Origin of the sequence: Marinifilum sp. (assembly GCF_965230805.1) — a bacterium.
GTDB lineage: Bacteria > Bacteroidota > Bacteroidia > Bacteroidales > Marinifilaceae > Marinifilum.
This window is the reverse complement of the sequence record NZ_OZ246019.1, coordinates 1235825-1258222: the sequence shown is the minus strand read 5'-3', so window position 1 is coordinate 1258222 and position 22398 is coordinate 1235825. Positions and strand designations below refer to the sequence as shown.

Below are 22398 nucleotides of genomic sequence, written 5' to 3'. Positions count from 1 at the left end.
ATGCACAGTCATACAGATACCTCAGAAAAAGGCTTTCAAAAACTTATAGTGAATCATCTTGTAAAAGATCATGGGTTTGTAGAGAGTTATTCTTCCGATTTCGATTCCGAATTTGCTTTGAACAGGGAGCAATTGTTTGCTTTTATAGAGAAGACTCAAAGTGAATACATGGCCTATATTCGAGAACGAGGAGAACGTAAGTTTCTTTCTCAATTGGATGCTAGAGTTAAGAAAAAGGGTATCATTGAGGTTTTGAGAAAAGGTGTTTCCTTCAAAGATAAAACAATTGCTCTGTCTTATCCTTTACCTAATTCAAACTATAATGCAAAGGATAAAGAAAAATTTGATACGAATATATTTTCGGTAACTCAAGAATTGATTTATACCAAGGACCATTCAAATAGAATAGACCTTACAATTTTTTTGAATGGATTACCATTGCTGACTATGGAGTTGAAAAATGCTTTTACGCATCAGGCTGTAAAAGATGCGATTAAGCAATATATGAATACTCGAAGTCCAAAAGATAAGATTTTTAATCCTGGTAGGTGTATGGTTCATTTTGCAATGGATACTACTCAAGTTTATATGACTGGTACCCTAAATGGATCTAAAACAATTTTCTTTCCTTTCAATAAAGGTCTCAATGATGGAAGCCCATATCCTCCTTTTGGTGCTGGAAATCCTAATAATCCAAATGGAATTAAGACTGCATATATGTGGGAAGATATCTTAACAAAGAATAGTTTGTCAAATATTGTTGAGAAATTTTCTATTTATCTTTCAAAAGAAAAAGTGCAGATCTTCCCTAGGTATCATCAATTAAAAGTTGTTCGAAAGGTTTTGGCTGACGCTAAAAGCAAAGGTGTTGGTCAGCGTTATCTTGTTCAGCATTCAGCTGGTTCTGGTAAGTCAAACTCAATAACTTGGTTGGCTCATCAATTAATAGGACTTTTTGATAAGGATAATGTCACACCGTTATTTGATAGTGTTTTAGTAGTTACTGATAGAACAGTTCTTGATGATCAAATTAGGACTAATATAAAAGCTTTTGCACAAGTAAAAAGAATTGTGGAGGCAATTACTGGAAAAGCAAAAGATATTAAGGCTCTTGATCCGAGTGAAGATTCGTATAGTAAAACAACGCATATGCGACTTGCTCTTGCTAATAACAAGAAAATAATAACCTGTACTGTCCAAACCTTTCCATTTGTATTAAAAGCAATTCAGGATATGGCCGCAAAGAAAGTCGCAATTATTATTGATGAAGCACACTCAAGTCAAAGTGGTCAGGCTGCAGCAAGTATGAATGCTGTATTTGCCAATGAAAAATTTCAAGATCTCCCAACCGATGAAGAGGGAAAAATTGATACTGAAGATCTATTAAATTTTCTTGTTGAAAGTCGAAAGATGCTTAAAAATGCAAGTTATTTTGCTTTTACAGCAACACCGAAAAATAAAACATTGGAGACTTTTGGAGAAAAAACACCGTATGTTGACGAATATGGGGATCATCATGATAAGTTTCTGCCATTTCATACATATTCTATGAAACAGGCGATTGAGGAGGAATTTATTATAGATGTTCTTGGTAATTATACCACTTATAAATCTTATTACAAGATAAAGGAAAATGAGAATGCATCAGGAGATGAAGAGTTTGATACAAAGAGGGCTAATAAATTAATCCGTTCTTATGTAGAGGGACATGAGCTCGCAATTCAGGAAAAAGCTCGTACAATGATCGATCATTTTAATAAGCATGTGTATTTTCAAATATCTAATAAAGCCAAAGCAATGGTCGTATGTAAATCCATTGAATCAGCTATGAAGTATAAAGATGCTTTTGATGTGTATTTGAAAGAATTGAATAGCCCATATAAGTCGATTGTTGCTTTTTCGGGTAAGAAAAAACATTATAAAACAGGGGAAGAGCTGACAGAAGAAAAAATGAATGCATTCCCAGATGGGGTTAATGATATTCCAGAGCAATTTGATAAGCAAGACTATCGATTTTTGATTGTTGCTAATAAATATCAAACTGGATTTGATCAACCGCTATTGCATACTATGTATGTAGACAAACAGTTAGCTGATGTACAGGCAGTACAAACTTTGTCAAGGTTAAATCGGGCCTATAAACCATCTAAAAAGGATACCTTTGTTTTAGATTTTTTCAATGAGATAGAGGATGTTAAATTAGCTTTTGAACCATACTATACCACAACTATTTTAAGTCAGGAGACAGATTCACATAAGCTAAATGACCTTCAGGATGATCTGGATGACTTTCAAATTTATGAAGAAGAACAGCTTAAGTTATTTTTTAATCTATATCATACCAATAATGATAAGAATGTTCATAGAGAAAGGTTAGATGGGATTATAGATGAAATAGTATCTAATTTCTATGAAGATTTGGTAAAAGATGAGCAAATTGATTTTAAAAGTATGGCGAAATCTTTTGTCCGGACATACAGTTATTTAGCGAAACTTTTGGATTTTAATAAAGGTTATTGGGAAATGCTGTGGCTAGTTTTAAAGCACCTTATTCCATTTCTAAAAATTGAAGATGATGCTCCCGACGAAAACATTTTAGAAGTAATTGACATGGCAAGTTATAGCAATACTTGTCATCAACGAAATGTAGCAATTCCACTGGTGAATGAGCCAGGTGAGGTTAATCCAATTCCAGTTACCATTGGTGGAGGATCGGCGGTAACAGAATATGATACCCTTGAAAATATTGTAAGACAATTTAATGAGCGTTTTGCCAGAGATTTAGAAGACTTTGGGGATAACAGAGATGAAGCTTCTGAAATCTTATCGCAAAATATTCCCAATAAATTAAAAGAGAATGCTGAAGCATTAAAAACTATTGCCAATTCTGATAAAACTAACGCAAAGGATGAAGCAGATTATCAGATTAAAGCACTTATTCAAAAACTGATGTTTACCAATACCGGTTTATATAAGAAGTTTATGGGAGATGAAGATTTTAGAAATCGTTATCAGGAGTTTATTTTTGAAATGCTTTGGAGTGAGGTTAAAAGCAATCAACGCTTGCAAGATAAGTTATAATGTACATATTGGCTGAAAGCGGCTTGTTTTAGTTTTGGCTAGTGAATGTATTTCTTTTAGAATTTGAAATTTGCTTTTGTGATTCGTCTTGGCAATTTTAAGCAAAGTTTCGATTTCATCTTTATTGGAGAATTGGTTTACGAAGTCGTATATCATAAGTTCTTCAAGTTCATTTATTTTGATTTTATAATCTAAAACAAGTGTATGAAGTATAGATATGGATCCATTTGAAATGTGTCTTCGTGACGAGCGAACAATGGCATTTTCACCACCAGTATATCGTCCTCCTCTAACTGAAGAAGCTCCATATTTTTCGATATATCTTAAAGTTATAATATCTTCTAAAAGAGTAGCCTCTTTCATTCTTTTTGTATGTGTATTAACGATTTCAATAATTTGAATAGGTTTGTGTTTTTTACACCATCCTGCACTGTTTTTTCCTTGTGTTTTATGCTGTTGGAATCTGGATTCAACGTCTATACTTATGCCAATATAATATCTGGAACCTTCTAATTCTAAAACGTAAATAAGCCAATTAGTTTCACTGACCCTATCAATTGTTTTTCCAGTAGTTACCATTCGTTTTATTCACTAAAGAGTTAGTACAATTCAATGTTATGGTTTATGAAGCTTTTAATTTCGTTAAATGACAATTCTTTCGCGAGAATATGATTTTGTCCTAATTGAATACTATTGCAGTAAAAGTTAGATCCGATGATTGCAGCTTCAGATAAAAAAGCTTGATAAGAACCTATAAGTTGCAGAATATCTTTTTCAAAACTATAATCTTCTTCAGTGTGTTTTTTAGCAAAATTATAGAAAATACCTGTATTTAATAATTCTGTTGATGTCATATAAGCTTTATTTAAATGTGATTAGAAAGAAATATTTGTTTCCCCTTAATTTATTCTATGCTAAAGTAATTCAGAATCGAATTCCAGTTAGGGAATTTATTGGATCCAAAATTTAGTAACTTTCCTTCGAACTGATCTTGACCTTTTCCTTCAGTATAATCGTCAATCAAATAATCTCCTTTTAATAGAGCCTTGTTGGGAGAAAGTATTAATTTTTCTACAGCGTTATAACCAAGGTGATTCTCTACCCAAATTCTTTTCTCCATATATGATAGAGGATTCATTTCTGATGGAGCACTCAAAATGTAAACAGTGTAGTTTTGTAGTTCCGAAAGTTTGTCAAATGCTTCTATAGCTCCTTTTATAGGCTTAAGGTTCCGAAAAAAATCAACCTGGGCTTGTGGGAATTTCATTTCGGGACAATTTTGAATATGCTCATGGTAAGCTCCCATAAAGTCACAAAGGACATCGTCCATGTCAATATAAATGATTGTGTTTTTCATAGGTGAAATAATTAAATTACTAATTGAATCTAGCTATTTTATTTCTTCTTAGGAAAAAAGTTTAGACTTCATTTGTACTACCTTTAGCCTGAATTAAAGAGCAGGTATACAGGTGAGTAGCTTATATCAGGCTGAAAGTTCAGTAATTTTTGATGTAAAAAAGTTTTAATATTACATATTAGCTAACTTATCAGTCTCATCAAAGAGTACATCTTTTAAAATTTTCACATAGATTCCAGTTGTTTTGGTTTCGGAGTGGCCTAATAGTTGACTGACATATGGGAGAGACATGTTGGCTGCTATTGCATTAGTTGCAAAGGAGTGTCTCGCACAATGAAATGAAATTCCTCCTTTTTTTCTTATTTCAGCTAATTTCATAATCTCTTTCAGATTTTGATTTGTTTTTTGATTAGATAAGACTTTAAATACCTTACAGTAAGGATACTTATCTTTGTTTTTTATAAGAGCTTGAGCTTGTGGAATAAGTGGAATATTGACCAAACGTTTAGTTTTGTGCATTTCCAGGGTGATCATTTTTCTATTAATAGATTTCTTGGTTTCAATATTGTAGAAGGGATATTCAAAAATATCTCCATGAGTTAGATTTTTAATGTCAGTGTATCTTAATCCGGTATAACAACTGAATAAGAAATATTTTAGCACTTCTTTTCTTGCAGGGCTCAGTTTCTTTGAGTGTAATAGTTTTTCTAAGCTATTTATTTCAGTAAAACTTAAAAATTCTCTGTTACCAGAAACCTTCTTTAATTTAATTTTTGCAAAAACAGAATCTTGAACTATTGAGTGTTTTATGGCCTCATTTAATATTGTTCTGATAAAAGCCAGCGATTTATAAATGGTGTTGGTTTTATTTTTGAGTTCATCAATCATATAGTTTTCGTAATCCCTAATGAAATCAAGGTTGTTAATCTCACTTAATGAAATTTTACCAATATGATATTTTTTCAGTTTCGTTATTTGAGATTTATAAGTTCGCACAGCTTCTTTCGATAGGTTTTTATTCGTATTGATATAGTTTAGTGCAAAGTCGTAAAAATCTTTTGAGTTGTAATTTGATTTAAATTTGAGACTAAACTCTGTGAAGGTCGGTGTTTTTTCGAATCTTATAAAGTCGTTAAGTATTTGTTGAGCTTTTACCATGGTTTGGTTTAGCTTCATGTTATTTATGGCAGAATCTTTAATTGATGTTTTAAATTGGAATTTGTCTTTTAGTAGATCTCCTTCTTGTGCACTAATACCAATTGGGTAGTATCTGGATTTTCGATTTATTGTCAGGCGTAGGAAGATAGAATTTGAACCATCTTTTCTTTTGAAATCTTTACGAAGGATTAATTTAAGAGTAGCATTCATATTTTTCAATTTTTGTGTGTAAAACAATTGTGAAACAAAAATGAAAAACAATGGAATTATAGAGGGGAAGGAAATATAAAAGAATTTCTCTAAATAACTGAAAATGAAACAAATTGAAATAGAAGGTTTCAACTTGTTTCATTTGTGAGTGGAGCTGCAGGGAATCGAACCCTGGTCCAAACATGCGACCAATAGGATTTCTACATGCTTAGTGATTTATTAGTTTTCGACCAAGGATAGGGAAAGCACACCCGACACCTTAGCTTATCTTCTAAATTTCGCAAACTACTCGAAGTATGAAGTTTGCTAACCTCGAATTGCCAGCATCCCATATACTTACCGGAACAAGGTGGAACCATAAGCGGGATGTCTCGTCGCAGCATCCTTGTGCCGCAATTAAGCTTCAATCTACTATGATTCGATTAAGCAGCAAGAGCGTAATTGTTTTCGCCAATTAAAAAGTGTGAGATCCGATATTTACGAGCTGGAGTCACAACGCTCGACATGCTTACATATCAATTCTACATGCTGTCAAAACCACGTCAGCCCCTAGAATTCATGCAAAATTAGCAAAAAACCTTTAGCTACTAAATATATTGCTAAAGAAATACAATTAATACATCAAGTTATTGTTACATAATGAACATATGCGCTTAAAAATCAGTAGTTGGTAAGTTTGTTTGAAAATGAAGGAATATTCTGAAATCTGCTAAATGTTTACTAAATTTAATATGCGTGCATCGTTTTTGTTTGGCTATTACAAATTAAGAACCTTAAGATTGATCACATATAAAAATTAGCTTATGAAAAATCAAATTCGAGTAGGGGTACTTCGAGAGACAAAAAATCCACCAGACAGAAGAGTGGCCATTCCTCCTGATACTGGTTTAAAAATTTTGGACAGATTTTCTAATGTTAGCATTTTTATTCAGCCAAGTGATATTAGATGTTTTACCGATGCCGAATATCGTGAACACGGTTATTTTCTTACCGAGGACCTTCGGGGATGTGATATTTTGATTGGTGTGAAAGAAGTAAATATTCCAACTTTAATTCCGCATAAAACCTATTTGTTTTTCTCTCACACAGCAAAAAAACAAGCACATAACAGAAAGCTGTTGCAACAGGTTATCGAAAGAAATATTACTCTGATTGATTATGAATATCTTACTGATATAGCTGGAAACCGTCTGGTGGCTTTTGGTCATTGGGCTGGTGTTGTTGGTGCTTATAAAGCACTTAGAGCGAGAGGTATGAGAACCGATTTCTTTGATTTGCCACCGGCAAGAACCTGCCTGGATATGAATGATATGTACAATCATTTAAAAAAGATTACTCTTAAGCCGATTAAAATTTTGATTACAGGTGGAGGAAGGGTTGCTATGGGAGCAATGCAGACCATACGAGTTTTAAACCTAAGGGAAGTAAATGCAGATGAGTTTTTAAGTAAGGAGTTTGATGAACCTGTTGTGTGCAGAATTGATCCCAATCAGTATGCGGAGAGAATTGACGGGTCGGAATTTGATATGCAACACTTTATTAAAAAACCGGAAATGTATCGTTCCATCTTTAAAAAGTTTTCGAAGGTAAGTGATTTGTATATAGCCTGTCATTATTGGGATCCAAAAGCACCCAAATTTTTAACTCCACAAGATTATAAGGAAGATGATTTTAGAATATCAGTAATAGCTGATGTGAGCTGTGATATTGATGGTCCACTTCCATCAACTTTAAGATCATCTACCATTGCATCATCATTTTATGGTTACGATCGATTTAATGAAGAAGAAACCATTCCTTTTGTCGACAGAAGAAATGTAACGGTAATGGCCGTTGATAATTTACCAGGAGAATTACCTCGTGACTCTTCCGTTGATTTCGGAGAAGCTTTGACTGAAAATGTTTATGAAGCTTTATTTGGGGATGATCCTAATGGAATATTGGAAAGGGCTACCATAGCCAAGGACGGAAAACTAACGAGACACTTTGCCTACTTGCAAGATTATTTAGAAGGCAAAAATGCGGTAACTTTATAAAAATAAGGTAAGCCAAAAGCAATTTTTTCTGCATCTAATTTGAGATATCGTTTTTTCGGGTTCTATTGGGAGCCTATATATCAAACTCTATCTATAAGCCAGAATTCGACTAAAACTATTCGCACAGAAAGTAAGATTGGGTGAAGATGACTTTTCAAAGAATTTAACTGCTGTTGGCATAAATTTCCTCAAATCTGCTCGCAACATCCCGATATTCCTTCGGTAATTTGAGAAAATTTCTACTCAAAATCAGTGCAAACTGTGACAATATTTTTAGTCGAACTCAGGTTATTAGTGAACCTATGGAAGAATGTCTTTGAAGATACTAAAAACTAACTTATTGTATTTTATAAATTCTTTAAATTCGAAATGGTTTTTGTTGGATTATCGGCTCCAAATACAAAACTGCCTGCTACCAAAGCATTGGCTCCTGCATCTAGTAATTTTTTTCCTGTGTTTAGGTTAACACCTCCGTCAATTTCAATTATGGTATTGGTATTTTGCTCTTCAATCAGTTTTTTAAGCTGAGTTACTTTTTTGTAGGTGTTCTCAATAAAACTTTGTCCTCCAAATCCAGGATTTACACTCATTAATAATACCAAATCAAGATCATTAATAATGTCTTCAAGCACAGAAACAGGAGTGTGTGGATTTAAAGAAACACCTGCTTTCATATCATGTTGTTTAATGTTCTGAACTGTTCGGTGTAAGTGTGTACAAGCTTCATAATGAACGGTCAAATAATCAGCACCAGCCTTCTGAAAAGCCTCAACATATTTGTCAGGTTCAATAATCATTAAATGAACATCTAATGGTTTTTCAGCAATTCTGTTAATTTGTTGAACTACAGGTAATCCATAAGAGATATTAGGAACGAAAACGCCGTCCATGATATCCAGGTGAAACCAATCAGCTTCACTTCTATTAATCATTTCAATATCGGCTTTCAAGTTCGTAAAATCCGCTGCTAATAAGGATGGTGAAATAATTGTTTGCATTTGTTTGTTTAAGATTTAATTTTATTTAGCGCAAAGATATAATAACCCGAGTTTGATTAAAAATATCCGCCACCTAAAGTCCAATTTGTTCAATATTTGTTTTAAAAGTGGTGAAAGAATACCAAAGAGTTTTGAAGAATAAGGCTTTGATATGGAAGGCCATTTCAAAGGGTTTTAATGGAACTCTTGAAGAAAGATGGCTCTATTTTTAACCGAAAGCGAGTTAACAAAAAAGGATAAGAGAAAAATGCCGAAAATTTTCCCTTACCCTTTCAGTGTTTTAAATACAAGAAATGGATTTACTCTCCTAAATAAGTTTTTAAGATTTTACTTCTGAAAGTTGACTTCATTCTTTTGATAGCCTTTTCTTTAATTTGTCTCACTCGCTCTCTGGTTAAGCCAAATTCTTTTCCAATTTCTTCCAACGAATAGGGAGGTTTTCCATTTAATCCAAAATACAAACGAATGATAGCCGCCTCTCGTTTCGAGAGTGTTGATAAAGATCTTTCGATTTCCTTTCTTAAAGAGTCTCTTATTAATGCTTTATCAGGACTAATTTCATCATTACTTAATAGGATGTCATATAAGGTGTTTTCTTCATCTGGATTTATGGGAGCATCCATAGAAACATGCCTTCCGGAAGCTTTGAGAGCTTCTTTTACATCTTTTGGGCTCATTTCCAAAATGTTGGCAATTTCTTCAGCCGAAGGTTCACGCTGATATTCTTGTTCTAATTGAGAGAATGTTTTGTTAATTTTATTTATCGAACCAATTTTGTTTAATGGTAAACGAACAATTCTTGCTTGCTCAGCCAAGGCTTGCAAAATAGATTGCCGTATCCACCAAACTGCGTAAGAAATAAATTTAAACCCTCTGGTTTCATCAAACCTTTGGGCAGCCTTAATAAGTCCTAAGTTTCCTTCATTAATTAAATCTGGTAAACTAAGACCTTGGTTTTGATATTGCTTCGAAACCGATACAACAAAACGCAGATTACACTTAATAAGCCGATCCAGAGCCTTTTTATCTCCTTTTTTTATTTTCCTTGCAAGTTGTACTTCTTCCTCGGCCGAAATTAGATCGACTTTTCCAATTTCATGAAGATACTTGTCAAGGGACGGAGTTTCTCTGTTTGTTACTTGTTTGGTAATTTTTAGCTGTCTCATAGTGGATTTTATGGTATTAAATGAGAGAGTTTCCTCTTCCATTAATATTTAAATATAGCAAAATGATTTAAAAAATGAAATCGATAAAGGCTTATTTAAAACGGGAATAAGCCAGATAAAATCATATGTATTTTCATTATTCTAAACAATTACTCAATTATTTTTTTGTGAATTATAAGTATTTGTTTAATATTGCACTTGAATTACGATTGATTCTTCTCATTTAGAGGTCGAAAGATCAGGTTCTGTATTGATCAAATACAATTCTATCTAGAAACATTACCCAAAAAATATTAACAAAATTTATATGTACGATATTCTTGAATTAAACAAGAAGCTTGTGCCTGAGTTGCGAGAAATCGCTAAAGAACTTAAAATTAAGAAAGTTGAATCCTTTAAAAAGCAAGATTTAATTTATAAGATTCTTGATCAGCAGGCAATTGTAGCTTCTGAAATGAAATCAATAGAAAAGAAAACACCTCGCAAGAGAATTAAGAAAGCTGAAACTGAAGTAAATAAAGATGAAGATCAGCCTAAAATTAATTTGCGTAGAAGAAGAAAAACTGAACAACCAGTGAAAGAGGTGGTGAAGGAAGCTGCCTCGCAAATTGATTCAGAAGAAAAGAAGGCTGAGGAAACTGCTCCAAAACCGAGACGTCCTAGAAAAACTGCTGTAAAGGCAAGTGAATCTGTGAAAGAGCAGGGTGAAAAAAAAGAGGAAGTAAAAGCTATTCAAACAAAAGCTCCTGTTGCTGAAGAGAAAGCAAAGCCGGATATGCAGGATAGAGGCGAGAGAGCTGATAACACTGAAAAAACTGAACGTCAGGAAAGATCGGAACGTCAGGATCGCCAAGATAAAAGTCAGAATAGAAAGAGATTTGAAAAGAGAGAAAAAGAAAAGCTTTTCGAGTTTGATGGAATTATTAATAGTTCCGGGGTATTAGAAATTATGCCTGATGGTTATGGATTCTTACGTTCTTCGGACTATAATTATTTAAATTCTCCTGATGATATTTATGTATCTCAGTCTCAAATTAAGCTGTTTGGCTTAAAAACTGGTGATACTGTTAATGGATCTATCCGCCCTCCAAAAGAAGGTGAAAAGTACTTTCCTTTAATTAAGGTTGAAAAGATAAATGGTCGTTTGCCTGAGGTGATTCGTGATCGTGTACCATTTGATCATTTGACACCACTATTCCCTGATGAAAAATTTAACTTGACAGGTGGATCGTCAAATTCATTATCCACAAGGGTGGTTGATATGTTTGCCCCGATTGGTAAAGGACAAAGGGGCTTGATTGTGGCACAGCCAAAAACGGGTAAAACCGTCTTGTTAAAAGAAGTTGCCAATGCAATAGCTGCAAACAATCCTGAAGCTTATATGATTATTTTGTTGATTGATGAGCGTCCGGAAGAGGTTACAGATATGGCTAGAAGCGTAAATGCTGAGGTGATTTCATCTACATTTGATGAACCAGCAGAACGTCATGTACGAGTGGCAAACATTGTTTTGGAAAAAGCAAAACGTATGGTGGAGTGCGGTCACGATGTGGTAATCCTTCTTGACTCGATTACACGTTTAGCTCGTGCTTATAATACTGTATCTCCAGCATCAGGAAAAGTTCTTTCAGGTGGTGTTGATGCAAATGCTCTTCACAAACCCAAGCGTTTCTTTGGTGCAGCTCGTAATATTGAAAATGGTGGATCGCTTACCATATTAGCAACAGCACTGACAGAAACTGGTTCTAAAATGGACGAAGTGATCTTTGAAGAATTTAAAGGGACTGGAAATATGGAACTTCAATTAGATCGTAAGTTATCGAATAAGCGTATTTACCCTGCTGTTGACATTACTGCGTCTAGTACCCGTCGTGAAGATTTGCTGTTGGAAGAAGGTCAGTTAAACCGAATCTGGGTACTTCGAAACTTCTTAACCGATATGAACTCGGTGGAAGCCATGCAGTTTATTAGTGACCGAATGAGAAAAACACGTTCAAACGAAGAGTTCTTGATTTCGATGAATGATAAGTAATCAGAGAATTTAATTTATATGAAGAGGTGGTAATAATTACTACCTCTTTTTTGTGTCATTACTTTTATGATTTAAAGTATTTTGAGTCACATAAGACTGTTGTAAGGGATGTTATTTTAAACAAGTATAAATTGCAAAAAATAGATGCTTTTGTAATCTCGAGATAGCAAAAAAATAGGTTTTATTCTATAAATTTGCTTTGTAAATTTCAAAAAAAGTATGAACACCTTATTGCAGACTCATAATAGTTTGTTGAAAAACAAAAAGAGCAACATTCGTCGCGAATTAGCTGATCAAATTGATTGGTCGCAGCGATTAATTGCAGTGAAAGGTGCCAGAGGTGTAGGTAAAACTACCTTCTTGCTAGACTATGTTCGAGAAAATTGTGCAAATGATAAATCATGCCTTTATATTAACATGAACAACCTCTTCTTTACAGAAAGGGGGCTGGTTTCTTTTGTTGATGAATTTTATAAAAAAGGTGGTAAGTTGTTGTTGTTAGATCAGATTCATAAATATCCTGATTGGGCAAAAGACTTAAGAACTTGTTACGAACAATATGATGATTTAAAAATTATTTTTACAGCTTCTTCCATTTTAAGAGTCAAAACTAATGAAGAGCTTAAAGGTTTGGTGAATGTGTATTACCTTAATGGATTATCATTCCGAGAATTTTTAAATCATGAAACAGGAAACAGATTTAAGAGCTATTCTTTAGAAGATATTATAGAGAATCATGAGGAGATTGTAGACGAAATTCTAGAGAAAGTAAGACCTCTGGCTTTTTTTAATGATTATTTACGTTGTGGATATTATCCATGTTATCAGGAAGAGAAAAGTTTCATTGATAATTTATTAAAAATTATCAACCTGATGTTGGAGTTTGATATAACGTATTTGAACCAGATAGAGTTAAAATATTTACCAAAGCTAAAAAAGCTTCTTTATATCATTTCGAGTAATGTTCCATTTCAGCCAAATGTTAGCAAATTGGCAAATGATGTTGAAACTTCAAGAGCGACCATTATGAACTACCTGCGATATTTGAAAAATGCAAGATTAATTTGTTTGCTTAACTCGAAGGATAGCTATAAAGATTCATCTAAAAAGCCTAACAAGGTATATTTACACAATACCAATTTGCTATATGCTATTTCTCCTGAGAATGTGGATCAGGACAATTTGCGGGAAACTTTTTTCTACAATCAGGTTGCACCAACAAGACTTTTTACAAGTACGGATATGGGTCACTTTTTAGTGAATGACAAATACAATTTTAAAATTACTGGTAATTCGAATGAATCTGATACTAACATTAGAACAGAAAATTTACTTGAAGCTGCTGACATGATCGAACGCGGTAAAGGAAATATAATTCCTTTATGGTTATTCGGTTTTTTATATTAGAGAATTAAATAACAGAAATAAATTAAACTACCATTAATTAAAATTAATTGGAGGAGTAAAATGGCAAGAGAAAAAAAATTCATTACCTGCGACGGTAATGCTGCTGCCGCTCACGTAGCATACATGTTTAGTGAGGTGTCTTGTATTTACCCAATCACACCTTCTTCGCCTATGGCTGAGAATGTTGATGAGTGGGCTGCTCAAGGACGTAAAAACATTTTTGGCGAAACTGTTCGTCTAGTTGAAATGCAATCAGAAGCTGGTGCTGCAGGTGCAGTTCATGGTTCTTTGCAAGCTGGTGCATTAACAACTACTTATACTGCATCTCAGGGATTGTTATTGATGATTCCAAACATGTACAAGATCTCTGGTGAGTTATTACCATGTGTATTCCACGTAAGTGCTCGTGCATTGGCTGCTCAGGCACTTTCTATTTTTGGTGATCACTCAGATGTTTATTCTGCAAGACAAACTGGTTTTGCTATGTTGGCATCAGGTTCTGTACAGGAAGTTATGGATCTTTCTGCAGTGGCTCATCTTACTGCAATTAAGTCTCGCGTTCCTTTCATCAACTTCTTCGATGGATTCCGTACTTCGCACGAAATTCAAAAAGTTGAGGCTGTTGACGCCGATGATATGAGAGAATTGGTAGATATGGAAGCTCTTCAGGATTTCCGTAACCGTGCTTTGAATCCAGAATCTCCAGTAACCAGAGGTACTGCTCAAAATCCAGATATCTACTTCCAGTCACGGGAGGCTGCAAACCCATTCTACGAAAAAGTACCTGAAATTGTAGAAGGTTATATGAACGAAATTACCAAGTTAACTGGAAGAGAATACAAGCCATTTGTATACTATGGTGCTGATGATGCAGAAAATATCGTTATCGCTATGGGATCTGTAACAGAAACGATTAAAGAGGTTATCGATTACAAGATTGCAAATGGAGAGAAAGTAGGTATGGTTGGTGTACACCTATATCGTCCATTTTCAGCGAAACATTTCTTAAGTGTAGTTCCGGAATCTGTTAAGAGGATTTGTGTTCTTGATAGAACCAAAGAGCCAGGTGCTAACGGAGATCCAATGTATCTTGATGTAAGAGAAGTATTCTACGGAAAAGAAAATGCTCCGGTTGTAGTTGGTGGCCGTTACGGATTAGGTTCAAAAGATGTTACTCCATCTCAAATTATTGCTATTTATAAAAACTTAGCAATGAATGAACCAAAAAATCAATTCACTTTAGGTATTGTTGATGATGTTACATTTAAGTCTCTTCCTTTGGAAGATGAATTAAAAGTAAACTCTGAATCATTGTTTGAAGCTAAATTTTACGGATTAGGTTCTGATGGTACAGTTGGTGCTAACAAGAACTCAATCAAGATTATTGGAGGATCAACTGATAAATATTGTCAAGCTTATTTTGCTTACGATTCTAAAAAATCAGGAGGTTTTACTGCTTCTCACCTTCGTTTTGGTGATGATCCAATTCGTTCTACTTACTTAGTAACTACTCCGGACTTTGTAGCATGTCACGTACCTGCATACGTATACTTATATGATGTACTGAAAGGATTGAAAAAAGGTGGTTCATTCTTGTTGAATTCTATTTATGATGTAGAAGAAACGAAGAAGCACTTGCCTGATCATATGAAGAAGTATCTTGCAGAGAATGACATTAAATTTTACATTATCAATGGTACAAAATTAGGTGAAGATTTAGGTCTTGGAACACGAACCAACACGATAATGCAGGCTGCATTCTTCAAAATTACTGGTGTAATTCCATTCGAATTGGCAGTGGAAGAAATGAAGAAAGCAATTGTGAAATCATATGGTAACAAAGGGGAAAAAGTTGTTAATATGAACTTCTCAGCTGTTGATGCTGGTGGCGAAAATGTAATTGAAGTTGAGGTTCCTGCTGAATGGAAAAACATCGATGTTGAAGGATTCAAGACTGATTCAACTGGTCGTCCTGAGTTCGTAGCTAATGTTTGTGATCCAATGAACGCTCAAACTGGGGATGATCTTCCGGTTTCTGCATTCCAAGGTAGAGAAGATGGAACTTTCCCTGCTGGTACTACTAAATATGAAAAGCGTGGTATCGCAGTAAGCGTGCCTGAGTGGAAAGAAGAAACTTGTATTCAGTGTAACCAGTGTGCTTATGTTTGTCCTCACGCTGCTATCCGTCCATTTTTGTTGACAGAAGAAGAATTGGCTGCAGCCCCAGCTGGCACAGCTGTTAAGCCTGCAACAGGTAAAGATCTTAAAGGATTAAGTTTCCGCATTCAGGTTGCTCCTCTAGATTGTACAGGTTGTGGTAACTGTGTTGACGTTTGTCCAGCTCCTAAGGCTAAGGCTCTTGAAATGAAGCATCTTGAAACTCAGGATGCTGAAAAAGAGAGATGGCACTACATGGATGAAAAGGTTGGATACAAAGAAATCCTTCCAAAAAACAATGTGAAGAACTCACAGTTCGCTCAGCCATTATTCGAATTTTCTGGAGCTTGTGCAGGTTGTGGTGAAACTCCATACATCAAATTGATTACTCAATTGTACGGTGAGAGAATGATTGTAGCTAATGCTACTGGTTGTTCTTCTATCTACGGTGGTTCTGCTCCATCTACTCCATACTGTAAGAACGACAAGAGCGGTAAAGGTCCGGCTTGGGCGAACTCTCTATTCGAAGATAATGCAGAGTATGGTTATGGTATGGCAGAAGGTGTTAACAAAATGCGTGCTCGTATAGCTCAGCGCATGGAAGAGAACATGGATGCTGTTAATGATGCAACAAAAGCTGCATTTGCTGAGTGGTTAGAAGGGAAAGACAATGCTGATGCTTCAGAACTAGCTTCTCCAAAAGTTGAGGCTGCTTTGACTAACGAAACTCATGAGGTTGCTAAAGAAATCTTAAATTTAAAACAATACCTGGTTAAGAAGTCTATCTGGATCTTCGGAGGTGACGGTTGGGCATATGATATAGGATTTGGAGGTTTGGATCATGTATTGGCTTCTGGTGAAGATGTAAATGTTTTGGTTATGGATACCGAGATATACTCTAACACTGGCGGACAAGCATCTAAATCTACTCCAGTTGGTGCTGTAGCTAAATTTGCTGCTGCTGGTAAACGAATCAGAAAGAAAGACCTTGGTATGATTGCAATGTCTTACGGATATGTTTATGTAGCTCAAGTAGCAATGGGTGCAAATCAAGCTCAATACTACAAAGCATTGAAAGAAGCTGAAGCTTATCCGGGGCCATCATTGATCATTGCTTACTCACCATGTATTTCTCATGGATTGAAAGCATCTATGGGTAAATCTCAAGCGGAGGAGAAAAAAGCTGTTGAAGCTGGATACTGGCATTTGTATCGCAATAATCCTATGTTAGAAGCTGAAGGTAAGAACCCATTTGTTCTTGATTCAAAAGAGCCTAAGTGGGAAAACTTCCAGGATTTCTTATTAGGAGAGGTACGTTATACTTCTCTACAGAAATCATTCCCGGAAGAAGCTAAGGAGTTATTCGTAGCTGCTGAAGAGAATGCGAAGTGGAGATATAAAGCTTACAAGCGTCAGGCTTCATTAGATTATTCTGAAGAAGAAAAAGAACTGGTATAAGGTTTTTTGATCTAATATTATCATGAGGGGCTCAAATTGAGCCCCTTTCTTTGTTTCTAAATACAAGTATTTCATAATAAAACTGGTATTCTTTCAAAAAAATAATTTCCTTTTTTCTAACCCTATTACATAAAGCAGCTTTAACCATTTTCACAATTCCGGTGAAATATATTGAGTACGCTAGTACAGGTTACAAATCTATTAGTAACAATGATACACTAATCAAAAAGAATCTTGTTAAAACTTGTATAAACGCACTAAAAGAATCAGCATGGAAGTAGTTAAAATCCTTGAAAATATCGACTTTAAAATTAGATATCAATCATTTGCTGAGGCATTTGCAGATTATAATGCTCCGAAAATGTGGAATGGCAAAACTCTTTCGATTCAATTTATCGTGGGATAAGCCATTTTAACGCAATTGGTGTCTATAAGAATGGGAAGTTAATAGGATATGGTATTTCTGAGCTTAACTCAGGCGATATCACCCAGTTGGCAGTATACGCAAAAGAAAGAAGGAAAGGTGTTGCAACAGAATTATTTAAGGCACTATTAGAGCTCATCCCTTGTACTTCGGTAAAAGTGATTAATACGATCAGGAAAGATGAAGCAACGAAACAATTTTTAAACAGTTTTGGACTGGAAGCATGCGGTAGTCAATATGAAATGATCCTTCCGTTAATATAGTTATGATAATAATTCTAACAGAATTGAAAAACGATTATAGTGTCGGAAAATGGACAGTTTAAACAGATTATTCTTCTAACTTATTTCCACATCGAGTTATTTACTCGTAAAACAAATGTATGTGATAATTGTTATATGCGTAGTGATCCTTAATCATAACTCAGGATCAGAAAGGCAGAATCGTAAGTTAGTGGATCTTACGATTCTGCCTTTCCTTATTTGAAAATAAATATCAGACCTGCAAGTCTGGGATTTAAAGGAGTATATGATGTTTTTTGTGATGCTTTGTTCTTAGAAAGTTAAAATAGAGTTGAAATTATGAAGTTCATTTCTTAAATTTAGTCATACCCAATAAAATTTTAATCCAAAATCATATGGCAAATTTAAATGTTGAATTCATGGGATTAAACCTTAAAAATCCCATTATAGTTGGAGCTTGCACTCTTTCAGCTACTGTAGAAGGAGCAAAAGATCTTGAAGAAGCAGGAGCCGCTGCAATTGTTTACAAATCTTTGTTCGAAGAGCAAATCATTATAGAACGTGCTCAGCTTTCTGATGAATTAGACGAGTATGCACATCGTAATGCTGAAATGACCTCACTGTTTCCTGCATTGGAACATGCGGGGCCAAAAGCTCACCTTCTCAAACTAAAAGCGGTTAAAGAAAATGTTGATATTCCTGTTATCGCTAGCTTGAATTGTTTGTACGATGTAACTTGGTTTGAATATGCAAAAGAATTGGAAAATGTAGGAGTTGATGCTTTAGAGCTAAATTTTTATCAAATGCCAATTGATGATGACAAAACGGCCGAGCAAATGGAGAATGAAAAAATTCAGATCGTAAAAACATTAAAAGAGAGATTAACGATTCCTTTTTCGATAAAATTAAGCCCGTACTACACAAATATCTTAAATTTTGTTAAGAGGTTAGATAAAGCAGGAGCTTCGGGATTTATTCTTTTTAATCGTCTTTTTCAACCTGAAATTGATGTCCAATCTGAGGCACATGTCACAAACTTTAACCTGAGTAATCCAGGTGATTATAAACTTGGATTAAGATATATTGGACTAACTCATGGTAAAGTTAAAGGTGATTTGTGTGGAGCAAATGGCATTTATGGATATGAAGATGTTTTGCAAATGCTATTAAGTGGAGCAAATGTTATTCAGATGGTTAGTTCACTGTACAAAAATACACCAAGTATTATCGGAAAGGTTCTTTATGAGATCGAAGATTGGATGAAGAAAAAAGGATACAAATCCATTCAAGACTTTAGAGGTACATTATCAGATAAGGAACTAAAAGCTTCGGATGTGTATTACAGAGCTCAATATCTTGATTTTCTTTTGCATCCGGAGGAGGTAGTTAATAAGAATCCCATGAGATAAATATAAGAAAATACAAATGAACATAAAGCCTTTCGGAAGAAGGGCTTTTTTACGGGATTAATAGTAGACGAAATTAAAGTTTATCACTCTGCAAACGTTTGAAAAAGAAAACTGTACGGGCTATAAAAAAATCTAGCGAAAAGCATCTTAAATGAATGTTTTATATTTTTAAAATTAAAAAAAGAAAGCTACTTTTGTGTTCGTATTTTGTATGATAAATATCATGCATAATCCCTGTAATTTTGTTGTTTTAAATTAATATAAAGCTAATAATATAATTGTGGTTAAAGATCCTGTTGTTTGGGACTTTAACGTTTAAAACTAAAAAGCGATAATTATGAGTACTAAGTACGTTTATACTTTTGGTGACGGTAAAGCCGAAGGTAAAGCAGACATGAAAAACCTGCTTGGAGGTAAAGGTGCTAACCTTGCAGAAATGAACCTTATCGGTGTTCCTGTGCCAGCAGGTTTCACGATCACTACCGAAGTTTGTACTGAATACAACAAGCAAGGAAAAGACGCTGTTGTAGAAATGATTAAAGATCATGTTGAGGCAGCTGTTGCTGAAACTGAAAAAGCAATGAACGCTAAGTTTGACTCAAAAGGTGAAGCGTTCCCGTTGTTGTTATCTGTTCGTTCAGGTGCTCGTGTATCGATGCCAGGTATGATGAATACCGTATTGAACTTAGGTATGAACGACGAAACTGTGAAGTTAATCGCTGAGAAATCAGGTAATGAGCACTTTGCTTACGATTCATATCGTCGTTTCATCCAGATGTATGGTGATGTAGTAATGGGCGTTGAAGCTGAAGCTGGTGAGCATTGTCCTTTCGAACAAGTTCTTGACAAAGTAAAAGATGCTAAAGGTTATAGCGCTGATAACGAAATGTCGGTAGAAGACCTTAAAGGTGTTGTAGAAGATTTTAAAGCTGTTGTTAGAGAAAAAGCAGGAAAAGATTTCCCAACCAATCCTTGGGATCAGCTTTGGGGTGCTGTTTGTGCTGTATTTGATTCATGGAACACTGAGCGTGCTATCCTATACCGTCGTATGGAGCAAATTCCTGAAGAGTGGGGTACAGCTGTAAACGTTCAGGCTATGGTATATGGTAACATGGGTGAAACTTCTGCTACAGGTGTATGTTTTTCTCGTGATGCTGCAACAGGTGAAGACTTGTTCAATGGTGAGTACTTGATCAACGCACAGGGTGAAGACGTTGTTGCAGGTGTTCGTACTCCACAGGAAATTACTTTGATCGGTTCTCAAAGATGGGCTGAGCGTAACGGTACTTCTGAAGAAGATCGTAAAGCTAACTTTCCATCTTTGGAAGAATCTATGCCAGAGATCTACAAAGAACTTGACGAAGTACAGCAAAAATTAGAAGATCACTATAAAGATATGCAAGATATGGAGTTCACCATTCAGGATGGTAAACTTTGGATGTTGCAAACTCGTAACGGTAAGCGTACTGCTGCTGCTATGGTTAAGATTGCTGTTGATATGATGGAGCAAGGTTACTTCGATGCGAAGACTGCTTTATTGCGTCAGGAGCCAAACAAATTAGATGAGTTATTGCACCCGGTATTTGATACTGCTGCTCTTGCGTCTGCAAAAGAACTTTCTAAAGGTTTGCCAGCTTCTCCAGGTGCTGCTACAGGTCAGATCGTATTCTCGGCTGAGGATGCTGAAGCTTGGGCTGAAGATGGTAAGAAAGTAATCTTGGTACGTCGTGAGACTTCTCCTGAAGACTTGAAAGGTATGAACGCTGCTGTTGGTATCTTAACTGAGCGTGGTGGTATGACTTCTCATGCAGCTGTAGTTGCTCGTGGTATGGGTAAATGTTGTATTTCTTCTGCTTCTGGTTTAGTGGTTTCTGGTAAAACAATGACCATTAACGGTGTTGATTACAAAGAAGGTGATTTCATCTCATTGAATGGTTCTACCGGTGTTGTTTACGAAGGTGAAGTGGCTACGATCAACCCTTCTTTAGATGGTGATTTTGGTAAAGTAATGGATTTGGCTGAAGCTAACACTCGTATGTATGTTAGAACCAACGCTGATACTCCGGCTGATGCTGAAACTGCTCGTAACTTTGGTGCTAAAGGTATTGGTCTTTGTCGTACTGAGCACATGTTCTTCGAAGGTGATCGTATCTGGAAGATGCGTGAAATGATCCTTGCTGAAGATGTTGAAGGTCGTAAAGAAGCATTGAAAAAATTATTGCCTATCCAGCGTGAAGACTTCTACGGAATTTTGAAAGCTATGGACGGATTCGGAGTAACTATTCGTTTGCTGGATCCACCATTGCACGAGTTCACGCCAAATGACGCTGCTTCTCAGAAAGAAATGGCTGAAAAATTAGGTATTGATGTAAAAGAAGTAACTGAAAAAGTTGAGTCTCTTCACGAATTCAACCCAATGTTAGGTCACAGAGGTTGTCGTTTGGGTAACACTTATCCAGAGATCACTGAAATGCAAGCTCGCGCTATTATCGAAGCTGCTTGTGACTTGAAGAAAGAAGGTCTTGATCCAAAACCGGAAATCATGGTTCCATTGATCGGTACCATCAAAGAGTTGAAAATGCAGGAAGAAATTATCCGTTCAACTGCTGAAGTAGTATTCGAAGAAAAAGGAATGAAAGTTGATTACATGGTAGGTACCATGATCGAAATTCCTCGTGCTGCTTTAACTGCTAACGAAGTGGCTGAAGTTGCAGAATTCTTCTCATTCGGTACTAACGACTTAACTCAGATGACTTTCGGGTACTCACGTGATGATGCTGGTAAATTCTTACCAATCTATATCGAGAAAGGTATCTTGAAACAAGATCCATTCCAGGCTCTTGATCAAACTGGTGTTGGTCAGTTGGTTGAAATGGGTTCTCAAAAAGGTCGCGCTGCTCGTCCTGAACTTAAATTAGGTATCTGTGGTGAGCACGGTGGTGAACCATCATCAGTTGAGTTCTGTCACAGAACAGGATTGGATTACGTTTCATGTTCTCCATTCCGTGTGCCTATTGCACGCTTAGCAGCTGCTCAAGCTAACTTGAGATAATCCGATATCTTGATATCGTTTAAATACAGAAGGCTACCTGATTCAGGTAGCCTTTTTTGTTTATTTTCATTTATGCTTAGGAATCAGAATGCTCAATAAAAAATAACCTGTGAGGCTGTATCGGAATCCATTATTCCAACGAGCAAACTCACGTTAAGATAATTTCTACTCAAAATCAGTGTAAACTGTGACAATATTTTTAGACGAACCC

15 protein-coding genes and 1 other RNA gene are annotated in these 22398 nt (G+C 35.4%); 9 read left to right on the top strand and 7 right to left on the bottom strand.

The window, feature by feature from the left end; translation table 11 throughout:
• Nucleotides 1-3081 (top strand): type I restriction endonuclease subunit R, encoded by a 3081-nt coding sequence (locus ACO05S_RS04900; protein WP_421920412.1) that lies wholly within the window; start codon nt 1-3, stop codon nt 3079-3081.
• Here the strand turns inward: ACO05S_RS04900 and ACO05S_RS04895 are convergent.
• From ACO05S_RS04895 to ssrA, 5 genes are all read right to left on the bottom strand, one after another.
• Entirely contained in the window at nt 3076-3660 is a 585-nt protein-coding gene (locus ACO05S_RS04895; protein ID WP_421920411.1) for a GIY-YIG nuclease family protein, read from the bottom strand. The genes ACO05S_RS04900 and ACO05S_RS04895 overlap by 6 nt on opposite strands.
• 20 nt (nt 3661-3680) lie before the next feature.
• A complete protein-coding gene (locus tag ACO05S_RS04890) occupies nt 3681-3935 on the bottom strand; it encodes a hypothetical protein (protein WP_421920410.1) in 255 nt (84 codons plus the stop codon).
• Between the two features lie 50 nt (nt 3936-3985).
• Nucleotides 3986-4438, bottom strand: coding sequence for a 5' nucleotidase, NT5C type (locus ACO05S_RS04885; protein ID WP_421920409.1), 453 nt, complete (start codon nt 4436-4438; stop codon nt 3986-3988).
• Nucleotides 4439-4609: 171 nt separating this feature from the next.
• Nucleotides 4610-5806: a tyrosine-type recombinase/integrase gene (locus ACO05S_RS04880; RefSeq protein ID WP_421920408.1), complete on the bottom strand. Its 1197-nt coding sequence runs from the start codon at nt 5804-5806 to the stop codon at nt 4610-4612.
• A 146-nt stretch (nt 5807-5952) separates the two neighbouring features.
• Nucleotides 5953-6356, bottom strand: a transfer-messenger RNA (tmRNA) gene (gene ssrA, locus ACO05S_RS04875).
• Between the two features lie 253 nt (nt 6357-6609).
• Here ssrA and ACO05S_RS04870 point away from each other — a divergent pair.
• Nucleotides 6610-7842 (top strand): NAD(P)-dependent oxidoreductase, encoded by a 1233-nt coding sequence (locus ACO05S_RS04870; protein WP_421920407.1) that lies wholly within the window; start codon nt 6610-6612, stop codon nt 7840-7842.
• Nucleotides 7843-8189: 347 nt separating this feature from the next.
• On the opposite strand, the gene rpe is transcribed toward ACO05S_RS04870, so the two are convergent.
• The gene (rpe, locus tag ACO05S_RS04865) at nt 8190-8840 is read right to left on the bottom strand and encodes a ribulose-phosphate 3-epimerase (RefSeq protein ID WP_421920406.1); all 651 of its coding nucleotides are present in this window, start codon (nt 8838-8840) and stop codon (nt 8190-8192) included.
• 299 nt (nt 8841-9139) lie between these two features.
• Complete coding sequence (locus ACO05S_RS04860) at nt 9140-10006, bottom strand: sigma-70 family RNA polymerase sigma factor (RefSeq protein ID WP_171597202.1); 867 nt, start codon at nt 10004-10006, stop codon at nt 9140-9142.
• Nucleotides 10007-10313: 307 nt separating this feature from the next.
• Between ACO05S_RS04860 and rho the strand changes: the two genes are divergently transcribed.
• The 7 genes from rho to ppdK all read left to right on the top strand — a co-directional run bounded on the left by rho (nt 10314) and on the right by ppdK (nt 22187).
• The gene (rho, locus tag ACO05S_RS04855; RefSeq protein WP_421920405.1) at nt 10314-12038 is read left to right on the top strand and encodes a transcription termination factor Rho; all 1725 of its coding nucleotides are present in this window, start codon (nt 10314-10316) and stop codon (nt 12036-12038) included.
• 219 nt (nt 12039-12257) lie between these two features.
• Nucleotides 12258-13445: an ATP-binding protein gene (locus tag ACO05S_RS04850; RefSeq protein ID WP_421920404.1), complete on the top strand. Its 1188-nt coding sequence runs from the start codon at nt 12258-12260 to the stop codon at nt 13443-13445.
• Nucleotides 13446-13505: 60 nt separating this feature from the next.
• Complete coding sequence (gene nifJ / locus ACO05S_RS04845; RefSeq protein WP_421920403.1) at nt 13506-17060, top strand: pyruvate:ferredoxin (flavodoxin) oxidoreductase; 3555 nt, start codon at nt 13506-13508, stop codon at nt 17058-17060.
• Between the two features lie 271 nt (nt 17061-17331).
• Nucleotides 17332-17466 (top strand): hypothetical protein, encoded by a 135-nt coding sequence (locus ACO05S_RS04840; protein ID WP_421920402.1) that lies wholly within the window; start codon nt 17332-17334, stop codon nt 17464-17466.
• Entirely contained in the window at nt 17424-17747 is a 324-nt protein-coding gene (locus tag ACO05S_RS04835; protein WP_421920401.1) for a GNAT family N-acetyltransferase, read from the top strand. The genes ACO05S_RS04840 and ACO05S_RS04835 overlap by 43 nt, the downstream gene beginning before the upstream one ends.
• Nucleotides 17748-18121: 374 nt before the next feature.
• On the top strand, nt 18122-19135 hold the full coding sequence (locus ACO05S_RS04830; protein ID WP_421920400.1) for a dihydroorotate dehydrogenase-like protein: 1014 nt from the start codon (nt 18122-18124) through the stop codon (nt 19133-19135).
• A 337-nt stretch (nt 19136-19472) separates the two neighbouring features.
• The gene (gene ppdK, locus ACO05S_RS04825) at nt 19473-22187 is read left to right on the top strand and encodes a pyruvate, phosphate dikinase (RefSeq protein ID WP_421920399.1); all 2715 of its coding nucleotides are present in this window, start codon (nt 19473-19475) and stop codon (nt 22185-22187) included.
• Nucleotides 22188-22398: the final 211 nt, after the last annotated feature.

What these genes read in the sequence shown, in the direction of transcription:
- ACO05S_RS04860 (WP_171597202.1), bottom strand. Translation starts at nt 10,006, where the DNA reads ATGAGACAGCTAAAAATTACCAAACAAGTAACAAACAGAGAAACTCCG.
- ppdK (WP_421920399.1), top strand. Translation starts at nt 19,473, where the DNA reads ATGAGTACTAAGTACGTTTATACTTTTGGTGACGGTAAAGCCGAAGGT.
- ACO05S_RS04885 (WP_421920409.1), bottom strand. Translation starts at nt 4,438, where the DNA reads ATGAAAAACACAATCATTTATATTGACATGGACGATGTCCTTTGTGAC.
- ACO05S_RS04900 (WP_421920412.1), top strand. Translation starts at nt 1, where the DNA reads ATGCACAGTCATACAGATACCTCAGAAAAAGGCTTTCAAAAACTTATA.
- ACO05S_RS04830 (WP_421920400.1), top strand. Translation starts at nt 18,122, where the DNA reads ATGGCAAATTTAAATGTTGAATTCATGGGATTAAACCTTAAAAATCCC.
- rpe (WP_421920406.1), bottom strand. Translation starts at nt 8,840, where the DNA reads ATGCAAACAATTATTTCACCATCCTTATTAGCAGCGGATTTTACGAAC.
- ACO05S_RS04880 (WP_421920408.1), bottom strand. Translation starts at nt 5,806, where the DNA reads ATGAATGCTACTCTTAAATTAATCCTTCGTAAAGATTTCAAAAGAAAA.
- ACO05S_RS04895 (WP_421920411.1), bottom strand. Translation starts at nt 3,660, where the DNA reads ATGGTAACTACTGGAAAAACAATTGATAGGGTCAGTGAAACTAATTGG.
- rho (WP_421920405.1), top strand. Translation starts at nt 10,314, where the DNA reads ATGTACGATATTCTTGAATTAAACAAGAAGCTTGTGCCTGAGTTGCGA.
- ACO05S_RS04870 (WP_421920407.1), top strand. Translation starts at nt 6,610, where the DNA reads ATGAAAAATCAAATTCGAGTAGGGGTACTTCGAGAGACAAAAAATCCA.
- ACO05S_RS04850 (WP_421920404.1), top strand. Translation starts at nt 12,258, where the DNA reads ATGAACACCTTATTGCAGACTCATAATAGTTTGTTGAAAAACAAAAAG.
- nifJ (WP_421920403.1), top strand. Translation starts at nt 13,506, where the DNA reads ATGGCAAGAGAAAAAAAATTCATTACCTGCGACGGTAATGCTGCTGCC.
- ACO05S_RS04840 (WP_421920402.1), top strand. Translation starts at nt 17,332, where the DNA reads ATGGAAGTAGTTAAAATCCTTGAAAATATCGACTTTAAAATTAGATAT.
- ACO05S_RS04890 (WP_421920410.1), bottom strand. Translation starts at nt 3,935, where the DNA reads ATGACATCAACAGAATTATTAAATACAGGTATTTTCTATAATTTTGCT.